Consider the following 18,283-nt stretch of genomic DNA (forward strand, 5'->3'; position numbering starts at 1 on the left):
CTTCGTGGCGCCGGCCGGCGCAACAGGGGGCGTGGTGAGCACGCGGCCCAATATAGTCCTGGCTAAGCCCGAACATTTGTCCCGACAATGGGCGCAGCGAATCGTTGATCAACACGTGTCGGCGGCCAGAGTCGCCGACGTCTGCGTCGATTCGGTCAATGTCGGTACCTCGACCCGCTGGCGGATTACCGTGCAACACGACGCCCAAGCGGAGGTGCCGTCGCGCTGGTTTATCAAAACGCCGTCGCTGGCCTGGCGTTCCAGGCTGATCACCGCCCTGCCTCGGTTGTTGCACAAGGAAGTCAGTTTTTATAAGGCGCTGGCGCCGTCCTTGCCGGTGAGATTGCCTAAAATCCTGGCCGCCCAAACGCGCTGGGGCGGCAGTACGCTGGTGATGGCGGATCTGGCCGAGTTCGGCCACAGGGCCGGTCAATCCGGCGAGGCCTTGACGGCGGAACAGGCCGTGCAAGTCGTCGACAATCTGGCGCGTTTTCACGGACGATTTTGGGGGAACGCCCATTTGCTGCGGGAGCACCGCTGGCTCAACGGCTTCAGTCAGCAAATCGAGCATCAAATGGGTACGGTTCTGGCGGTACCGCTGATGAAGCGGGGACTGCGGAGGGCCGGCGGATTGGTGCCGACCCGCTTGCACGGCACAGCGCTGAACTATGCCCGGAATCGCCGCCGGATTACGCAATCCCTCAGCAGCGGCACCAAAACCCTGATTCACCACGATTGTCATCCAGGCAACTTGTTCTGGACCTCGTCGGGTCCGGGGTTCCTCGACTGGCAGTTGGTCAGGGCCGGCGAAGGGATAGGCGATCTGGCCTACTTTATGGCGACCGCGCTGACTCCCGAAGTGCGACGCGCGCACGAACGGTCATTATTGCAGCGCTATCTCGGCGCGCTGTCCGAACAAGGCATCGATCAGCTCGACGAATCGGGCTTGCTGCGACGCTATCGTGCCCATCTACTCTATCCTTTCGAAGCGATGGTCGTGACCTTGGCGATCGGCGGTCTGATGGACGCCGAACCCAATCTGGAAATGATCCGCCGGGCATCCGCCGCCGTCGACGACCACGACAGCTACGCCGCGCTGGACTTGCGCTAGGCCACGCCCCGCGTAAGCCGCTTGACCTCGCTGACCACTTGTCCGCTCGCCAGACGGATGTCCAACCAATCGCCGACCGCCAGATCCGCGGCCGATTTAATGATTGCCGTTTCGCCGTGACGTTGGACGATCGCGTAGCCGCGCTGCAAGGTTGCCAGCGGGCTAACCGCGTGCAGGGTGGCGCCCGCCGCCGCTTGGCGTTGGGCCAGGTCCGCCAGTTTACGGTTCATCGCCGCAGCCAGTCGTTGCTCCAGAAAATCCAAGCGATTCCGATAGCGTTCCAATGCGGCGGTGGGCTGGGCCTGTTTCAGGCGAGCCTCGACTTGCAACCAGTGTTGACGCTGCTGGCTAAGCCGGCGCTGCTGAGCGTGGGCCAGACGGCGCTCCAGTTCGTCCAAGCGTTGGGCGTTGCGATGAAGTTTTTCGCCGGGGTGCTGAGCCTGCAAGGCTTTTTCGCGCCAAGCCAGCTGTTGCCGAGAGCTGCTCAGTTTCAGTTGCATTAGTCGCGTCAAGCGCCGTTCCGCGTCGGTAAAGGCATATAGCCAAGCGGCTTGTTCCGGTACGGCGTGTTCGGCGGCGGCCGACGGTGTCGGTGCGCGCAGGTCGGCAACGAAGTCGGCGATTGTGACGTCGGTTTCATGGCCGACGCCGACGATCACCGGTAAGCGGCTGGCGGCGATCGCCCTAGCCACTCGTTCTTCGTTGAACGCCCACAAATCCTCCAGCGAACCGCCGCCGCGCGCCAGAATCACAAGGTCCACCGCCGCATCGCGATTGGCCGCCGCCAGTGCGGCGCTGATTTCGAATTGCGCGGCCTCGCCTTGCACCGCGACCGGATAAATCACCACCGGAATCGCCGGAAAGCGCCGCTTCAGGACCGTCAGGATGTCGCGGATCGCCGCGCCGCTCGGCGAAGTGATAACGCCTATCCGGGCTGGAATCAGCGGTAACGGTTGTTTACGGACGCTGTCGAACAAGCCTTCCGCCGACAGCTTGACTTTCAATTGTTCGAAAGCCTGCCGCAACGCACCTTCACCGGCCGCCTCCATCCGTTCGACGACCAGTTGGTAATCGCCGCGCGGCTCGTACAGGCTGACTTGGGCGGACACCAGCACTTGCAGACCGTTGGCCGGCTTGAACCGCAGCGTCGATTGCTGGCCCTTGAACATCGCGCAGCGTACCTGGGCCTGCGCGTCTTTTAACGTGAAATAGGCGTGACCCGAAGCCGGCAGGCTGAGGTTGGATATTTCGCCCTGTACTTGTACGGTTAGGAAATGCTGCGCTAGCAAGCGTTTGGCTTCGCGGTTGAGCTGGCTGACGGTAAAAACGGACGGATTGGCCATCGGAATTTAGGTGGGTATAACGGAACCGGCATTTTAAAGCGAATCGTGAATTGGCGCCGAGAACGTACTGGGAGTTTGCCGGTCGGCTGAGCTAGAATGCGGTTTTGAATTCGCGCCAGCATCGGGAAATCGGGAAGCCAGTCATGCATGTACATCAATTAAGTCGTTGGGAGCATCCGCACAACTTCGCCAGAATCAACCGTAAGGGTGAGCGGCGGACCAAATGGGTGTTGTTGTTGACGTTTACGACGATGTTGGTTGAGATCGGCGCGGGCATGCAATTTCATTCGATCGCGTTGCAGGCCGATGGTTGGCACATGGCAACCCATGTGGTCGCTTTCATGATCACCATCTTTGCCTATCGTTACACCCGGCTGCACCAATTCGACAATACCTTTGCGTTCAGTCCGGCGAAAGTTGGGGTGCTCGGGGGGTTTGCCAGTTCGATCGCGTTGGCGATGGTGGCCTTGGCGATGACCGCCGAGTCGGTCGAAAGGCTGATGATGCCGCAAACGATACGCTTCGACGAAGCCATTATCGTGGCTGCGGTGGGGCTGGGTATCAACTTGTTGAGCGCGCTGTTGCTGCGCGATCACCACGATCATCACCATGGTCATGCCGACCAAGGCCACGATCATCGCCACCACGATCATGACGATCACGACCACAGCCATTCTCACGATCACCACCAAGACCATAATCTACGGGCCGCCTATCTGCATGTGATGGCCGACGCGTTGACGTCGGTGCTAGCGATGGTCGCGCTGCTCGCCGGCAAATACTACGGTTGGGTCTGGCTGGATGCGGCGATGGGCTTCGTCGGCGCGTTGGTCATCCTGATTTGGTCTTACGGACTGGTCGGCGAGACGGCGCCGGTGTTGCTGGATCAGAGTATGGCAACCGGTTTTTTGGACAGTATTCGCGGTGAACTGGAGGCCGACGGCGAAACCAAGGTCAGCGATCTGCACGTTTGGCGACTCAGCGCCAATCATTGCGCGGCCATTGTCGGCGTCGTCACGCAATTCCCCCAGTCGCCAGCGTATTACAAAACCCGCTTGGCCGGCTTCTCCCAATTGGACCATGTCACGGTCGAAGTCAATCGCTGTAACGGTCGGGATTGCGACGCAGAATGATGGCGTCGGCGGCCACGAATTCGATGCCGCAGTCATAACGGTCCGCCAACCAAGTCAAGGTGTCTCGGGAATAAAAGCCGACATGGGTGAGATCGTTCTTATAGTGCCAGCGCGCGAAGGCGGCGGCGTCAATGACCAGTTTGGTCATCAGTCCCAGATAGCCGCCAGGCCTTAACATGCCGAATATTCGTTCGAACTCCTGTGCCGGCCGCCGAAAATGTTCGACCACTTCGGTGCAGACAATGAAATCGTATTGGCGTAACAACAAGGCCGGGTGCGCGGCGTAAATCGGATCGTATAGCTTCACCGCGTGGCCGGCTTCGCTTAGCATTGCCGCCAAGGCCGGACCGGGGCCGCAGCCGAAGTCCAGGCCGCTAGCGCCGGGCGCCAAGCGTTCTTGCAACGGCGCGGCCAAGCGCGACAGGAAACAACGATAACCGGGGTCGTCCGTTTGGTTCCGATGCAAATCGTAAATCGCTTTCTCGGCATCCTGCGATAAATGCTGGCTGGCAGGCACGTAGACCAGGCGACATCGACCGCAACGCCGATAGTCGCGGTTACGGTCGCGATGAAACTCGACGGAAGATGCGGCGCCGCAAAGCGGGCAGGGAATATCTGGCATAAATGGTATTGGTTTTGCTTGACGGTTAGCAAATATACTGTAGAATGCGCCGCTCTTAACAGCGGAGCGGTAGTTCAGTTGGTCAGAATACCGGCCTGTCACGCCGGGGGTCGCGGGTTCGAGCCCCGTCCGCTCCGCCAACTTCGTTTTTCAGTAGGCCGTTTAGGCTATCCGCCGGTTGTTTTCAAACCGCGATTCATTCCGTATCATTGGCTTTCCCCTAATAACAGCAGGAGAATTGTGATGAGCAGTTTGAGTTCATTCAGTCAACGCGGTTTATTCGACGAGTTGTTTCGGGATATTAGTCCCGGCTATCTGGTGCGGCCTTTGCACGGCGATCCCCTGCCTAGCCAGATCAAAGTCGACATAAAGGAAAATCCGAACGAATTCATCGTCGAAGCCGAGCTGGCCGGCGCCAGCAAGGACAACATCCACGTCCGCATCGAAGGTAACGTGGTCGGTATCAGCGCCGACATCAGTCAGATCGACAGTCAGTCCAACGAAGATAAGCTTCTGCGCAGCGAACGCTATTACGGTCAGGTTTCGCGCAGCTTTCAGTTGCCGGTCGATATCGATCAGACCGCCAGCAAGGCCAAATACGATAACGGCGTATTGACACTGACCCTGGTAAAAAGCAAGGCCAAAAGCGGCCAGCGCTTGACGGTAGAGTGATCTAAGCCGTGCGGCCCCGCCCGCGATAGCAGCGCCAGATAATTTTGAACGTGACGGTCAGGGTCGGATCGTCGCGTTCGACCCGTTCGCTGACGGCGTCGGACGTTAGCCAGATGCCGTCGTCGATTTCGGTTTCCGCCAACTGGAATGGACCGTCGTGACGGCAACGGTACACCTGGACGAATTCCATACCCAAGTCCTGTGTCGGTATTAATTTGAACAGTGCTTGCAGGTCGGCGTTGACGCCCAATTCTTCCATCAGCTCGCGCGGCGCGGCGGTTTCGTAGTCCTCGCCGGCATCGACATGGCCGGCCGCCGAACTGTCCCAGAGTCCCTTGTTCAAGTCTTTCAACATCGAGCGTTTTTGCAAAAACAGCTCGCCTTGTCGGTTAAAGACTAAAATATGCACCGCGCGGTGGCGTAGCCCTTGGGCGTGAATCACACCGCGCGGTAAATGGTCGACGACTTGGTCGTCCTGGTCGACAACCGCCAGTAATTCGTGATGCATGACTCGATTCCCAATCCAAGGTCGTGTATGTTAAAGGTTTTTTGACGCTGCCGCAGGGTAAACATGGCTAGAAGAAGCGAACACAGTCAGGAGCAAATCAAGGAAATGGTTTTGGCCGCCGCCGAAACCATCGTCGTGGAGGACGGCTTCAATGCGTTGACGGTCAGAAAAATCGCGATGGAGATAGGCTACACGGTTGGCAGCATTTACATGGTGTTCGCCAATATGAGCGATCTGATCATTCACCTGAAAGCGAGGACACTGGACGAGTTGGCCGAGCATTTGGCGGCCTGTCCGGCCGACGGCGATCCTGGCGAACGTTTGATGAAACTGGCGGATATTTACTTGGATTTCGCCGCCAAGCATTTCAACCGCTGGCGGATGATATTCGATATGCAGAGCGAAGAAGCGCCACCGGATTGGTATCAACAAAAAATCGAGTATATGTTCGATATCGTCGAAAGCTTGATACGGCAACTGCATGCCGGTACCGACGCGGAATCCGAGCGGCGAGCGGCGCGCGCGTTGTGGAGTGGGGTCCACGGCATCAGTATATTGGCGCTGACCGGGCATGGCCAACCGTCCGGGATCGACTCGGCCCGGGCGTCGGTGTCGCTGTTGGTGTCGACGTTTATTCGGGGTTGGCGGGTGGCGTAGTCTCAGGCAAATGCCGGACCACGACGAAGGTAGCAGCCATCAACAAGCCACCGAGCACGATCAGGGCAATGGCCGGCTGGTTTGCTTCGGCCGCCGCGGCGGTATAACCGCCGACCGCGATCAACATCGCCAGGTTCTGAAAGAAATTCTGCATCGCCACCGCGCCGCCGCTGCCTATGCCTTGCTGACCGATTTCCTGCAAAGCCGCGTTGATCGGGACAATGAACATCCCGCCGGCGGTACCCATTAAAAACAACACCGCGCGTGCCGGCCAAACTGCGTCGGTAAAGCTCAAGGCTACGATCAGCAAACCCATCGCGTATGCCGGCAGTCTGGCTCGGCGCAGATGTTCCAGCGGAATCAGGCGCGGTACCAAGGCCGCGCCGGCAACGATGCCGATTGCCAAAAACAAGGTCAAATCGGCGATGTCGCTGGCGTTATGCATCAGCAATACCGCCGGCGCCCAGGCGATGACGATCACCCGTACCGCGGCGGCGGCGGCCCAGAATAGCGAAGCGCCGAGAACCGCGAAGCGCGAACGCGGCGACGCCAGAAACTCGCGGACCTCGCGGAAAAACAGCAAGATCTTCGATCCCTCCGGAATCGGCTTGCGCAGCCCGGTCGGCAAAAATAACGTGGTCGCGGCCGAGACCATAAACAGCGCGATCGTCGAGGCCAGCGCCCAATACACCGAATAATCGGCCAGTCTGGCGCCGACCGTCATACCGGTCAGAATCGCCAGTATCGTCGAACCTTCTATCCAGCTGTTGGCTTTGACCAAACCGGCGTGGCCAGCCAGTTCCGGCAATATCCCGTATTTGGCGGGGCTGTATAGCGCCGCGCCAACTCCGACCAGACAATAGGCCAGCAGCGGTTCGACCTGCAATAACAGTAAACCGGCTCCGCCAGCCTTAATCAGATTGGCAACGATCAGGATTCTGGCCTTGGGATGTCGGTCGGCGAGGCCGCCGACCCAGGGCGCCAGCACCACGAACGCTACCAGAAACACACTTTGCAGCGCCGGGACATACCACGGCGGCGGATGGTCGGCTTGCATTACCAACGCGATAACGGTAAACAAGATGGCGTTGTCGGCGAACGCGGACAAAAATTGGGCGACCAACAGCGGGTAGATAGATTTATTCATAACCTTGGGGCGTTAGGATTAAGTCGCTAGGGTCAGGCGTCGTCGCCGTCGTCGGTGTTTGCGGCGTTTAACCACTCGGCTGCCAATTGGGTCGCGCCGGGGTAATCGGTTTTGCCGGTTCCCAATATCGGAATGTGTTCGACGATCATGACTTTTTTCGGCAGATTGATTGCCGCCACGCCGGGCGAGGCGGCCGCTAGGGCCTTGGGCGTCGCCAGCTTGACGTTGGTCAGCAATACCAGTTGCTCGCCTTTTTTCGGATCGGGCAGGGCGACCACGGCATGATGGCCGTCCGGCCAGGCTTGTCCGGCCAGTTGCTCGACCGCCGTTAGCGACACCATCTCGCCGCTAATTTTGGCGAAACGTTTGCTGCGCCCTTGAATGTGGATGAAGCCTTCGTCGTCCACTTGCACGATGTCGCCGGTATCGTACCAACCGTCGCCGTAGACCGAGGCCGGTGGTACCAGGATGCCGGGATTGGTCGATAGCAGATAGCCTTTCATGATGTTGGGGCCGCTGACATGCAGTTTACCGCCGTGCTCTATGCCTTCCACCGGCTCCAGCCTGTAGAGCATGTCGGGCATGAAACGGCCGACACTACCGGCTTTGTAGTCCATAGGCGTGTTGACCGAGGTCACCGGCGCGGTTTCGGTGGCGCCGTAGCCTTCCAATATCCGAATGCCGAATTTGTCCATCCACAAATGGCGGGTGCTTTCCTGCAATTTTTCGGCGCCGGCCACGACGTAACGCATGTTATAGAAATCATAGGCGTGGGCTTTCTTGGCATAAGCCGCCAAAAAGGTATTGGTGCCGAACATGATGGTCGCACCGATGTCGTAGGCGATTTCCGGAATCACGCTGTAATGCAGCGGCGACGGATAGAAAAATGTAGTCATCCCGTTCAACACCGGCAGCATGGTGCCGACCGTGAAGCCGAAGGAATGAAACATCGGCAGAAAATTCAACACCACGTCTTGCGGATTGAAATTGATCCTGGCCTTTAACTGTTTGTGATTGGCGATAATATTGCCGTGCGACAACACAACGCCTTTCGGCTCGCCCTCGGAACCGGACGTAAACAGGACCACGGCGGCATCGTCCGGACTGCAGCGGCGGTGATCGTTCGTACCAATAGTCGGCGGTCTTGGCTTGGATAAAACCGATGATTTTGGCAAAGGCATTCACGCCGGCCGCCAAATCTTCCAAATACACCAGATTCACCTGCTCGGACAAAACCTGTGCTTCGGTTTGCAAGTGGGCCAGTTCGATAAAGCGCCGCGAGCTAACCACGGTTTTGACGACCCCGGTCCGGCACGCCGACTTCATACCCGTCGCGCCGATTGAGTAATTCAACATCGCCGGAACTCGGCCATACAGTTGTAAACCTAGAATCACGCACAGGGTTTTTGCCGAATTCGGCAGCAGTACACCGACCTGATCGCCGCTAGCGCTGATATTGCGCAACAGTTTGCCGACAATAATGCTACGGGTCACCAAGGCATCGTAATTCAGCGGTTTGCGATCCAGGTCTTCGGCTACCCGATGTTTACCACCGTGTATCGTTCTGGCCTCCAACAACGCCGAAAAAATGGTTTGTCGGTAGTGACTGCTGGCGAACATCATTTCGGTCATGATGTCGGCCAAAATATGGCCGCTGTATTTTCGGCGGGCTTTGCCGGTCACCGCGCCGTGGGTGTCTATCCGGGTCGGCGGCAGAATTTGCAGTGTGATGCGCGGAAACCAGCGCAAGCGCACGATATTGCGTAGCTTGGAAAAATGGGTGTACTCGGCGCCGTCGATTCGGATCGGCAAAATCGTCGCGCCGGATTTGTCGGCGACCATGCCGGTACCGTCGTAGATTTTCATCAGCGAGCCGGTCACGGTGATACGGCCTTCAGGAAAAATGACCGTGCGGGTGTCGTTTTGCAAATGATGAATCAGCGCCTTCAACGACAGCGGATGGGTTGGGTCCATCGGAAAGACCGTCGATAACCTTAAAAACGGTTTCAGCCACCATTGTTGGGAAATTTGGGTATTGATCGCGAAAGTGATGTCGTCCGGCAAAAACACGCCAAGTAACAACGGATCGAGAAAAGAAGTGTGATTGGAGATAATCAGCACCCGTTTGCCGGCTTGGGCGTAGTGCTCCAAACCATTGACCTTCACCTTGAAGACCAGCGTCATTAGCCAGCGTAAAACAATCTTTAACATAGATATCCTCCCGTGCGCGCATATTAGCAGACAGTCAGCGAATTGCCGGGCGCCAATATATTACATAATTAAACAATGTTCAATTATTAACGTAATCGCCTCCCTCCGTCAGTTCGGAATGAGCGAGGCTTAGAGTCGACGGTGTGAGGCTAGCAGCCGGTCCGGCGCGGCCGGCGGGCTTGGTTACGCTTTAAAACAGCATTGCCCGACAGGACCTTAAGAATGCGGAGCTTGATTACCTGGACCGCTAGGTCGAACAACTCAGCAATCCAGCTTTAGGACTCGAGACGAGGGAAAATATATCATCGACCGGCAATCGGCTTGTTTGCAACGCGTCCGCATGAAAAAGCCCGCTCGCGTTGCCGCGCGCGGGCTTTCGGAAAGAAGGCGTTTAGCCTTCGGTGACGATCAAGGCCTTGGCCTGATTTTTCAGTGCGATGGCCTGTTGCAGCAAGCGTAGGCGTTGTCCACCGGTCATGAACCACCCGTTAACGGCGCGATGTTCATAATCCAACGCTTTTTCCAACTTGTTCAGGGCTTCCGGATACGGGTTGATTACCGCCTCGGATAGCACCCTGATCGCATCCTGAGTGTCGGCGATGGCCAGTTTTACCGATTTCACACTGTTGGCGTTGGCCTGGTCGATGGCTTTTTGATCCAGCGCATTCGAACTGCGGATGTTTTCCAGCACATTGATCGAACGCAGAAACAGCGCAACCGCGATAACTTGCGACGAGTCGAGCTTCACCTGACGATTGACGCCTTTGGAGGTAAACGCCCCCGGCGACTGGTTGAAGGATTCGGTGTTGTAGTAGGCGACGGTCTCTTCCAGCGTTGTGACGCTGTTATTATGAAAGAACGGCGCGGTATCGGCGGCTTCGACCAACGGGGGCGTGTTGAAACGGTTCAGGCGCGGATGATCCGCGGGCCGAATGTTGCGCGGATCGACGCTTCCGTCGCTGTAACAAGGCTGATCGTAGTCCGGACCGCAATCGCTTTGCAGAACTTGGCCGAATCCGCCGTCGTAGGCCACGCTAGTGTCGGCGAGGTGATGCAATTGATCGCGCATGCGCTCGATGCCGGTGTCGCGGGTCGGATTACCGCCGGTCGTGGAACTGATCGCGCCGGCGTTCATATGGCAGCCATTGCAGTTGGCCGAGGTGCCGAAGACCGGCGTGCCGCCGACCGGGTAGCCGTTGCTCAAGGTCTCGCCGGGGTTGTTCTTGGTATTGAACAATTTCAGACCGCGTTGCACCAGCGGCGACTTGAAGGTCATTGCCGCCAGATTGATGTCGGCGCTACGCCCCAGCGACAGCATATAAGCTTCCAGCGCATCCAATTCGTCTTCGGTTGGCAGCCGGAAATCGACATTCTCGACCCGATCCAAACGCTTGGGCAAGTGTTGTTTGACCGCACCCTTGGCGAAATCGCGCAACGAACCGCCGTCCGGCGCGCCGTCGCCACCCCAGCCGATGGCTTCGGTTTGGCGATTGTCTTGCTGCGCGATCGGATCGTGTTCCGCGAAATAATCGTTGTCTTCGGTGAATTCACCACCCATCGCCGATGTCTCGAATTTCAACGAAGCCGACAACCCCAGCAAATGCGGCGCTGCCCGCATCACCGGCGGTTTGCCGAAGCCGTCCACGTTGGCGACGAATAGCCCGAACTGACGTAACAGCGCGGGTTTTTCCAGATTGGCCAGGGCCGGGTTGTTTTCGGCGACGAACAGCGGATCGCTGGGCGGTAATTTAGCGATATACGCCGGATCGATAGTGTGATTGCGGTCGGGACGGTGACAGGTGGAACAGGTTCGGCCGTTACCGCCGAAGGTTTCTTCGGTGAACAGCTTTTGACCCTTGGCGATTAATTCGGCCAATTGTTGGTCGGTGGTTGCCGCGGTGGCGGCGTGCGCCGTTTTAGGCAGCAGAAAACCGAAAGGGACTTCGGCTTGATCCGCCGGTTCCGCGTGGCCGACAGTGCGCAGATTGGCCGCTGGCCAGTAGCGTTCAGTATAGTAAACCCGTTGCAGCAATCCGGGAGAACCGAATAGTAGACCGCCTTCGCTTGGGGTTTTGCCGGCCAAGGTTATCGCAACGCTGTCCAACGTAAAGCCATTCAGACGGTCGCGATCGAGCATGGTTGCGAAAACCTGTTTGTCCGCTTTTGCGGACATCGGACCCAGTTTGATCGCATTGCCGCTGTGATGGTTGTCGATCAGCCAGACATCGTAGGGCCGCTCGGCCGACAAGCCTTTAACCGAAATGCGCACTTGCCCGCTCATCAGATCGATGGCGGCCTGACCTTGGCCGTCGCTGAGTTCGCGCGAAAGCGATTTGGAATAACCGAGACCGATGTTGACGGTTTCCGGGTGGCCCTGTATTTCGAACGCGGATTTCCAGCGTTCGTAAACCGAGCCTAGCGTTTCGACGCTGCCGACACCGGTATAAGGCGCCTCGATTCGCGGCATCAGGCTGTAGCCCAGCGCCAGCGCGGCTGCAAAGGCCAAGGGAAGTGTGATGGTTTTTCTCATAATGTATCCTGTCGTGGGTGATAGTCCGATGCGGCGGCTGCGGGGCGATGGAAACGGATAGAAAGCACTATTCCGGGTGTTTCTGCTCCAGACAACCTGAATCGACGAATCCGCGCGGCATCGGCTTTCGCGGAGCAATCGGCGTGCCCACATTGACGGTTGATTTTTTCCAGAAAAAATACTCTATATAAGTCAATAGCCTACAGCTATTTTTCTTCAGGCGGCGGCTTAAAAAGATCGGAGCAGGGTGTCGTAGACGAATAATGAAAAAAGTCAAATAGACATCGATTCAAAAAATAGGGGATATGACCTAGTGGTGTGTGAAATAACACAGAACGAATCAAATTCGCTCGGATTCGACCCAATTTATCTGGGAAATCCTCAAAAATGCCGACGTACGTTTTTACTTACAAATTACCCGTATTGATACGTTCGTTATTTCCTTGAAGAAATTCAGGTATTTAACTTGGAGGACGGTTCCGGAGCGAATAAAGCGGAGTGTGTGAAATGACCTATTCTTGCCGCCTTCAACCAAGCCTACACGCATTTCCCTGTATCACTAGCGGCTTGCCCGGTCCAGTGCCAGATTCAATCTCAACACATTGACTCTGGGTTCGCCAAACACTAGCCATTGCCGGCCTTCGGTATGCGCATCCACTAGTTCGCGCAGCGTGGCTTCGTTAATTTTGCGGACCTTTGCGACCCGTTTGATCTGATATTCGGCAGCGGCGACGCTGATATGCGGATCCAGGCCACTTCCGGATGTGGTGACCAGATCCACCGGCACCGGCGAGTGGTTGCCGTGATCGGCGTCTTTCAGCGCTTGTATCCTGGCGGCGACCACGTCAGCCAACGCCGGATTGGTCGGCCCCAGGTTGGAACCGCTGGAAGCGGCGGCGTTATAGCTATAGGGGCCCGTGGCCGACGGCCGGCTCCAGAAATATTTCGGCTCGCTAAAAGTTTGGCCGATCAGTTCCGAACCGATCGGCTGGCCTTGCTGGTTTTTGATCAGGCTGCCATTGGCTTGCTCGCTGAACAAGGCTTGCGCCAGCACCGTCACCAGGGCCGGATAAGCGGCACCGGTCACCAGGGTCAGCAGGAACAGCATCATCGCTGCGGGTTTTAAGTAAGTAGTCATCATTTAATGCCCTAATAATTCTGTAAAAACGCTCTCTCGGCAAATGCTCCCGGCGTTGCTCTACCTCCTGCATCCTTGCAGTCGTCCACCAGGAGAGGGAACAAAGCTCCCGGTATTTGTTGTGCCTGGTTTACACCAGATTCATCGCAACCAAAATTAAATCAATCGCCTTGATGCCGATAAACGGCACGACCAAGCCGCCGACGCCGTAGACCAGCAAATTGTTTTGCAGCAGTTTTTCCGCACCGACCGGTTTATAGCTGATGCCTTTTAAAGCCAGCGGGATCAGCGCGATGATGATCAAGGCGTTAAAGATAACCGCCGACAGAATCGCGCTGGCCGGCGTCGCCAAACCCATCACGTTCAGCACGTTCAAGGCCGGATAGGTAGTGGCAAAGGCCGCCGGGATGATCGCGAAATATTTGGCGACATCGTTGGCGATACTAAACGTGGTCAGCGCGCCGCGCGTCATCAGCATTTGCTTGCCGGTTTCGACGATTTCGATCAGCTTGGTCGGGTTGGAATCCAGATCGACCATGTTGCCGGCTTCCTTGGCTGCCTGGGTGCCGCTGTTCATCGCCACCGCCACGTCGGCTTGGGCGAGGGCCGGGGCGTCGTTGGTACCGTCGCCGGTCATCGCCACCAAGCGGCCGTCGGTTTGATGTTGACGAATCAGATTCAGCTTGGCTTCCGGGGTGGCTTCGGCCAGGAAGTCGTCGACGCCGGCTTCGGCGGCAATCGCGGCGGCGGTCAGGCGGTTGTCGCCGGTGATCATGATGGTTTTAATGCCCATCTGCCGAAGTTCGATAAAACGTTCCTTGATGCCGCCCTTAACGATGTCCTTTAGTTCGATGACGCCCAGCGCTTTAGCGCCATCCGATACCACCAGCGGCGTGCTGCCCCGGCGCGCGACATCGTCGACCATTTTCTTAAGCTCTTGCGGCACCTTGCCGCCTTGTTCTTCGATATGTTGGCGAATCGAATCGGCCGCGCCCTTGCGGATTTGCCGGCCTTCCAGGTTGACGCCGCTCATCCGGGTCTGGGCGCTGAAATGTACGAAAGTAGCACCCAGGGAATGGATGTCGCGTTCGCGAATATTGTATTTTTGCTTCGCCAGTATCACGACGCTACGACCTTCGGGGGTTTCGTCCGCCAAGGATGCCAGTTGCGCGGCATCGGCCAGTTGGCGATCCGTCACGCCTTTGACCGGAAAAAAACCGGATGCCTGGCGGTTACCCAGCGTAATAGTGCCGGTTTTGTCCAACAGCAGCACATCGACGTCGCCGGCCGCTTCCACGGCCCGGCCGGAGGTGGCAATCACGTTTTTCTGCATCATCCGGCCGATGCCGGCCACGCCGATCGCCGACAGCAAACCGCCGATGGTGGTGGGAATCAAGCAAACCAGCAAGGCCACCAACACGGTGACGCTGATCGGACTGCCGGCGCCCGCGGTCTGCACGCTGTACAGCGAGAACGGCAGCAAGGTCACGGTCGCCATCAGGAACACCAGCGTCAACGCCACCAACAAAATGGTCAACGCAATCTCGTTGGGGGTTTTCTGGCGTTTGGCGCTTTCCACCATGCCTATCATGCGGTCCAGAAAGGTTTCGCCGGGATTGGTGCTGATACGCACCACTAGCCAGTCGGACAGCACTCGGGTGCCGCCGGTCACCGAGCTGAAATCGCCGCCAGACTCGCGGATTACGGGCGCCGATTCGCCGGTGATCGCGCTTTCGTCCACCGAGGCCACGCCTTCGATGACATCGCCGTCGCCGGGCACGAAATCGCCGGCTTCGATCAGCACTACATCGCCTTTACGCAGACTGGAGCCTTCGACTTTGCTGTAGTTGCTGCCGTATTTGGCTTCGTCGAGCTTTTTGGCGGCGATGTCGCGTTTGGCACTGCGCAAAAACGCGGCTTGGGCCTTGCTGCGGCCTTCCGCCACCGCTTCGGCGAAGTTGGCGAACAGCACGGTAAACCACAGCCACAGCGTGATGCTCATTATAAAACCCGCGGATTCTTCGCTTTCGCCGTTCAGCGCTTGCAACCACAACACGGTGGTCAACAAACTGCCGAGGTAGACCACGAACATCACCGGGTTTTTCCATTGTTGTTGCGGCGTCAGTTTGGCAAAAGCATCGAACAAGGCTTGTTGCAGAATTTGCGGGTCCAGTAAGGACGTTGAAACGGGTTTGCTAGTCATGGTGTTATCTCTATTCTGATGCGCCTTTGGGGGCAATCGGCGCTGCCATGGCGGGTTACGGTGCGCATATAGATCATCGTTTGTCGGAGAACTTTCTGCCTTGCGCACCTAATCCACCCTACATTTATTTGGTGGCCGTCATCTGCAAATGCTCGACGACGGGCCCCAAGGCCAAGGCCGGGACGAAGGTCAGCGCGCCGACCATCAGCACGGTGACGATCAATAAAACGGCAAACAACGGCGTGTGCGTCGGCAGGGTGCCGGGGCCGACCGGCACGGTCTTTTTAGCTGCCAAGGAACCTGCAATCGCCAACACCGGAATCATCAGCCAGTAGCGGGAAAACAGCATCGCCAGACCCAGCATGAAGTTGTAGAACGGCACGTTGGCCGACAAACCGCCGAAGGCGCTACCGTTGTTATTACCGGCCGACGACCAGGCATACAGCACTTCGCTGAAACCGTGAGCGCCGGGGTTGAAGATCGAAGCTCTGCCGACCTCCAGCATCAGGCTCACCGCCGTGCCGCCCAATACCATCAAAGGCGGAATCAGGATAATGATGGCGGCCATTTTCATCTCATAGGCTTCGATTTTTTTGCCTAAATATTCCGGGGTACGGCCTATCATCAGGCCGGCGATGAACACCGCGACGATCGCAAACACGATCATGCCGTACAAGCCGGAACCGACGCCGCCGAAAATCACTTCGCCCAATTGCATCAGCCACATCGGCACCATGCCGCCGATCGGCGTAAAAGAATCGTGCATGGCGTTGACCGAGCCGTTGGATGCCGCAGTCGTCGCCACCGCCCATAGGCCGGAGTTGACGATGCCGAAACGGCTTTCCTTGCCTTCCATATTGCCACCGGCCTGTTGGTTGGTGGCGGATTGATCGACGCCCAGCAAAGTCAGGGCCGGCGTTCCGCGCTGTTCGGCCGGCACCGTCACAAAGATCAGCGCGACAAACACCAAGGTCATTGCCCCAAGGATTACCCAGCCCTGACGGGTATCGCCGACCATCGCGCCAAAGGTATGGCACAGTGCGGCAGGGATCAGCAGGATGGCCAGCATTTCCAGGAAATTGGACAGCGGCGTCGGGTTCTCGAACGGATGAGCGGAGTTGACGTTAAAAAATCCGCCGCCGTTGGTGCCCAATTGTTTGATGGCAATTTGCGAAGCCGCCGGCCCCATCGCCAGGGTTTGCGTTTGTGTGGACACCGTTTCGGTCACCGGTTTGCCATCGGCATCGACCATGGCTTTACCATCGGCATCCAGTTTCGCTGCGGAGTAGCTGACCGCTTCTTGCAAATTGACGGTCTGATACGGATTGAAGGTCTGCACCACGCCTTGACCGACCAATACTATCGCCAGCAAAAACGACAAGGGCAGCAAGATGTATAAGGTGCTACGAGTCATGTCCACCCAGAAGTTACCGATGCTGTTACTGTTACGGCGGTTAAAGCCGCGAATCAACGCCACCAGCACCGCCATGCCGCTGGCGGCGGAAACGAAATTTTGCACCGTCAAACCCAACATCTGGGTCAGATAGCTCATCGTGGTTTCGCCGCCATAGCCTTGCCAGTTGGTGTTGGTGGCGAAGCTGACTGCGGTATTGAACGCCGAATCGGGCGTCACTGCCGCTAAGGCTTGCGGATTCAGCGGCAACACGTCCTGAAAACGTTGTAAGCAGTAAACCGCCAGCAATCCGAACAAATTGAACGCCAGCATCGCCAGCGCATATTGAGTCCAGCGCATTTCCTGTTCCGGATCGACGCTGCTCAGCCGGTAAAACAGTCTTTCAACGCCGCCAAACCAGCGGTTCAATCCGACGGATTCGTCTTGATAAACCCGTGCCATATAAGCGCCCAAAGGTTTGGCTAAAGCCAACAGCGTAAAGACGTAAACGGCAATCTGAAAAAAACCTTGACCTGTCATCAGAATTTCTCCGGATAAAACAATGCCACGACCAAATAAACGAACACGGCCAGCGTCAAGCCGCCGCTTAGTAAATAAATCCAGCTCATGATTGCCCCCTCAACGCTTCGCACGCGCCGATCAATAATGCGGTCGCCACAAAGAACACCGCCGTTAACAGCAAATACGCAATATCCATTTGGATTACCTCGTTAAAATTGAAAAAACTACGATTGCAATCAGCCGCGATCGCCTGTTAAACAATGTACAAAACGACCGATAAAAAAGTCGTAAAAATAGCCATGCCGGATATAAATGGAATATAAAAATCAGAGTGCCGGAAGCAGGAAACGGCCTTATCGATCATAACTGCCAATCCATTGCGAAAGGGTTACGCCACGGAGACTTAAAAATGGGCATCGGCGCGGCTTTAGCCGGGATTAAGGGTGTCCGGACACCGGTATGTCTGCAGCGCCCAGCGACTTTTATAGTAACAAGATGGTCTGAAATTAATCAGCCATGTTGCTGCTGATTAAAGTCCATAGGGTACGCTGATAAATGCCGAGATAGTTTAATAACGGTAACGATTTAGCGCACAGCACAAACCTGCTCTCCATAGGCCGAGGAAGTAAGCCGCCTTTTTTAAAATGCCACGATAATAGAAAAAATCAGGTAGTTATTAACGATGTTTCGCTCGACGATCGTTAAATCCGGTCCTAGCATCTGAGTCGATATTACTGGAAATGCTCGCCAAGCAAAATAATACGGTAGATAGAATAAATTCGCCGGACATAAATACAAACATTCCCGCCGTAAAGGTAATCGCGGTAAAAATATCTCTAGTTAAATTCTTCGATTTGCGCATTTTGCCCCCAAAAGGACTGTCGCTATCGATAAATACTCGATAGCCGTTAACCCCATCCCTTCACCGATCATTCAGCCGTCCTTGATGGCCTAAGGCTTAAGTTACCGAAACACGAATAAAAAGATCGTAAAAGTTAATAGTTCGCTTGTAAAGAAGATGTAAAACTGCTTGACGGATTACGTCTTTTGTCTGCCAATGTTGAATAGTTTGGCTGAGTTATTTTTCGGATAA

Annotated in this window: 14 protein-coding genes, 1 tRNA gene and 1 pseudogene; 5 read left to right on the plus strand and 11 right to left on the minus strand. The window is 56.6% G+C overall.

All coding sequences use genetic code 11. From position 1 onward, the window contains the following. Positions 1-34 precede the first annotated feature (34 nt). A complete protein-coding gene (locus tag ACP4CD_RS04625) occupies positions 35-1,111 on the plus strand; it encodes a phosphotransferase (RefSeq protein ID WP_426993751.1) in 1,077 nt (358 codons plus the stop codon). On the opposite strand, the gene xseA is transcribed toward ACP4CD_RS04625, so the two are convergent. Beyond that, entirely contained in the window at positions 1,108-2,454 is a 1,347-nt protein-coding gene (gene xseA, locus ACP4CD_RS04630) for an exodeoxyribonuclease VII large subunit (protein WP_426993752.1), read from the minus strand. The two genes, ACP4CD_RS04625 and xseA, sit on opposite strands and share 4 nt — an antisense overlap. Positions 2,455-2,597: 143 nt before the next feature. Here xseA and dmeF point away from each other — a divergent pair, with 143 nt between their 5' ends. Further along, positions 2,598-3,587, plus strand: coding sequence for a CDF family Co(II)/Ni(II) efflux transporter DmeF (gene dmeF / locus ACP4CD_RS04635; RefSeq protein ID WP_064025002.1), 990 nt, complete (start codon positions 2,598-2,600; stop codon positions 3,585-3,587). On the opposite strand, the gene ACP4CD_RS04640 is transcribed toward dmeF, so the two are convergent. Further along, positions 3,550-4,209, minus strand: a complete 660-nt coding sequence (locus ACP4CD_RS04640; protein WP_064025004.1) for a class I SAM-dependent methyltransferase — start codon at positions 4,207-4,209, stop codon at positions 3,550-3,552. The genes dmeF and ACP4CD_RS04640 overlap by 38 nt on opposite strands. A 63-nt stretch (positions 4,210-4,272) precedes the next feature. Between ACP4CD_RS04640 and ACP4CD_RS04645 the strand changes: the two genes are divergently transcribed. Together ACP4CD_RS04645 and ACP4CD_RS04650 are read left to right on the plus strand one after the other, a co-directional pair. Continuing rightward, positions 4,273-4,349 (plus strand) — tRNA-Asp (locus ACP4CD_RS04645). A gap of 103 nt (positions 4,350-4,452) precedes the next feature. After that, positions 4,453-4,881 (plus strand): Hsp20/alpha crystallin family protein, encoded by a 429-nt coding sequence (locus tag ACP4CD_RS04650; protein ID WP_175463663.1) that lies wholly within the window; start codon positions 4,453-4,455, stop codon positions 4,879-4,881. Position 4,882: 1 nt separating this feature from the next. Here the strand turns inward: ACP4CD_RS04650 and ACP4CD_RS04655 are convergent, their stop codons facing one another. Then, a complete protein-coding gene (locus ACP4CD_RS04655) occupies positions 4,883-5,389 on the minus strand; it encodes an NUDIX hydrolase (protein ID WP_426993753.1) in 507 nt (168 codons plus the stop codon). A gap of 63 nt (positions 5,390-5,452) precedes the next feature. Here ACP4CD_RS04655 and ACP4CD_RS04660 point away from each other — a divergent pair, with 63 nt between their 5' ends. After that, complete coding sequence (locus tag ACP4CD_RS04660; RefSeq protein ID WP_071156731.1) at positions 5,453-6,046, plus strand: TetR/AcrR family transcriptional regulator; 594 nt, start codon at positions 5,453-5,455, stop codon at positions 6,044-6,046. Here ACP4CD_RS04660 and lplT read toward each other — a convergent pair. From lplT to ACP4CD_RS04700, 8 genes and pseudogenes are all read right to left on the minus strand, one after another. Beyond that, positions 6,021-7,193: a lysophospholipid transporter LplT gene (gene lplT / locus ACP4CD_RS04665; RefSeq protein WP_426993754.1), complete on the minus strand. Its 1,173-nt coding sequence runs from the start codon at positions 7,191-7,193 to the stop codon at positions 6,021-6,023. The genes ACP4CD_RS04660 and lplT overlap by 26 nt on opposite strands. A 32-nt stretch (positions 7,194-7,225) precedes the next feature. Continuing rightward, positions 7,226-8,374 (minus strand): AMP-binding protein, encoded by a 1,149-nt coding sequence (locus ACP4CD_RS04670; RefSeq protein ID WP_426993755.1) that lies wholly within the window; start codon positions 8,372-8,374, stop codon positions 7,226-7,228. A 676-nt stretch (positions 8,375-9,050) separates the two neighbouring features. Continuing rightward, positions 9,051-9,404, minus strand: a pseudogene (locus tag ACP4CD_RS04675) (1-acyl-sn-glycerol-3-phosphate acyltransferase); the annotation flags it as partial. Positions 9,405-9,795: 391 nt separating this feature from the next. Further along, positions 9,796-11,934 (minus strand): hypothetical protein, encoded by a 2,139-nt coding sequence (locus ACP4CD_RS04680; protein WP_426993756.1) that lies wholly within the window; start codon positions 11,932-11,934, stop codon positions 9,796-9,798. 559 nt (positions 11,935-12,493) lie between these two features. Then, a complete protein-coding gene (kdpC, locus tag ACP4CD_RS04685; protein WP_071157061.1) occupies positions 12,494-13,072 on the minus strand; it encodes a potassium-transporting ATPase subunit KdpC in 579 nt (192 codons plus the stop codon). Between the two features lie 130 nt (positions 13,073-13,202). Beyond that, positions 13,203-15,275, minus strand: a complete 2,073-nt coding sequence (gene kdpB / locus ACP4CD_RS04690; RefSeq protein ID WP_071156739.1) for a potassium-transporting ATPase subunit KdpB — start codon at positions 15,273-15,275, stop codon at positions 13,203-13,205. Between the two features lie 124 nt (positions 15,276-15,399). Next, positions 15,400-17,208, minus strand: coding sequence for a potassium-transporting ATPase subunit KdpA (kdpA, locus tag ACP4CD_RS04695; protein ID WP_426993757.1), 1,809 nt, complete (start codon positions 17,206-17,208; stop codon positions 15,400-15,402). Then, the gene (locus ACP4CD_RS04700; RefSeq protein WP_064025021.1) at positions 17,208-17,297 is read right to left on the minus strand and encodes a potassium-transporting ATPase subunit F; all 90 of its coding nucleotides are present in this window, start codon (positions 17,295-17,297) and stop codon (positions 17,208-17,210) included. Before ACP4CD_RS04700 ends, kdpA begins: the two co-directional genes overlap by 1 nt. Positions 17,298-18,283: the final 986 nt, after the last annotated feature.

Origin of the sequence: Methylomonas stagni (genome assembly GCF_050154735.1) — a bacterium.
GTDB classification, from domain to species: Bacteria; Pseudomonadota; Gammaproteobacteria; order Methylococcales; family Methylomonadaceae; genus Methylomonas; species Methylomonas koyamae_A.

Coding starts and splice junctions, on each gene's coding strand:
- xseA (WP_426993752.1), bottom strand. CDS start 2,454: ATGGCCAATCCGTCCGTTTTTACCGTCAGCCAGCTCAACCGCGAAGCC.
- dmeF (WP_064025002.1), top strand. CDS start 2,598: ATGCATGTACATCAATTAAGTCGTTGGGAGCATCCGCACAACTTCGCC.
- ACP4CD_RS04640 (WP_064025004.1), bottom strand. CDS start 4,209: ATGCCAGATATTCCCTGCCCGCTTTGCGGCGCCGCATCTTCCGTCGAG.
- ACP4CD_RS04650 (WP_175463663.1), top strand. CDS start 4,453: ATGAGCAGTTTGAGTTCATTCAGTCAACGCGGTTTATTCGACGAGTTG.
- ACP4CD_RS04655 (WP_426993753.1), bottom strand. CDS start 5,389: ATGCATCACGAATTACTGGCGGTTGTCGACCAGGACGACCAAGTCGTC.
- ACP4CD_RS04660 (WP_071156731.1), top strand. CDS start 5,453: ATGGCTAGAAGAAGCGAACACAGTCAGGAGCAAATCAAGGAAATGGTT.
- lplT (WP_426993754.1), bottom strand. CDS start 7,193: ATGAATAAATCTATCTACCCGCTGTTGGTCGCCCAATTTTTGTCCGCG.
- ACP4CD_RS04670 (WP_426993755.1), bottom strand. CDS start 8,374: ATGCCTTTGCCAAAATCATCGGTTTTATCCAAGCCAAGACCGCCGACT.
- ACP4CD_RS04680 (WP_426993756.1), bottom strand. CDS start 11,934: ATGAGAAAAACCATCACACTTCCCTTGGCCTTTGCAGCCGCGCTGGCG.
- kdpC (WP_071157061.1), bottom strand. CDS start 13,072: ATGACTACTTACTTAAAACCCGCAGCGATGATGCTGTTCCTGCTGACC.
- kdpB (WP_071156739.1), bottom strand. CDS start 15,275: ATGACTAGCAAACCCGTTTCAACGTCCTTACTGGACCCGCAAATTCTG.
- kdpA (WP_426993757.1), bottom strand. CDS start 17,208: ATGACAGGTCAAGGTTTTTTTCAGATTGCCGTTTACGTCTTTACGCTG.
- ACP4CD_RS04700 (WP_064025021.1), bottom strand. CDS start 17,297: ATGAGCTGGATTTATTTACTAAGCGGCGGCTTGACGCTGGCCGTGTTC.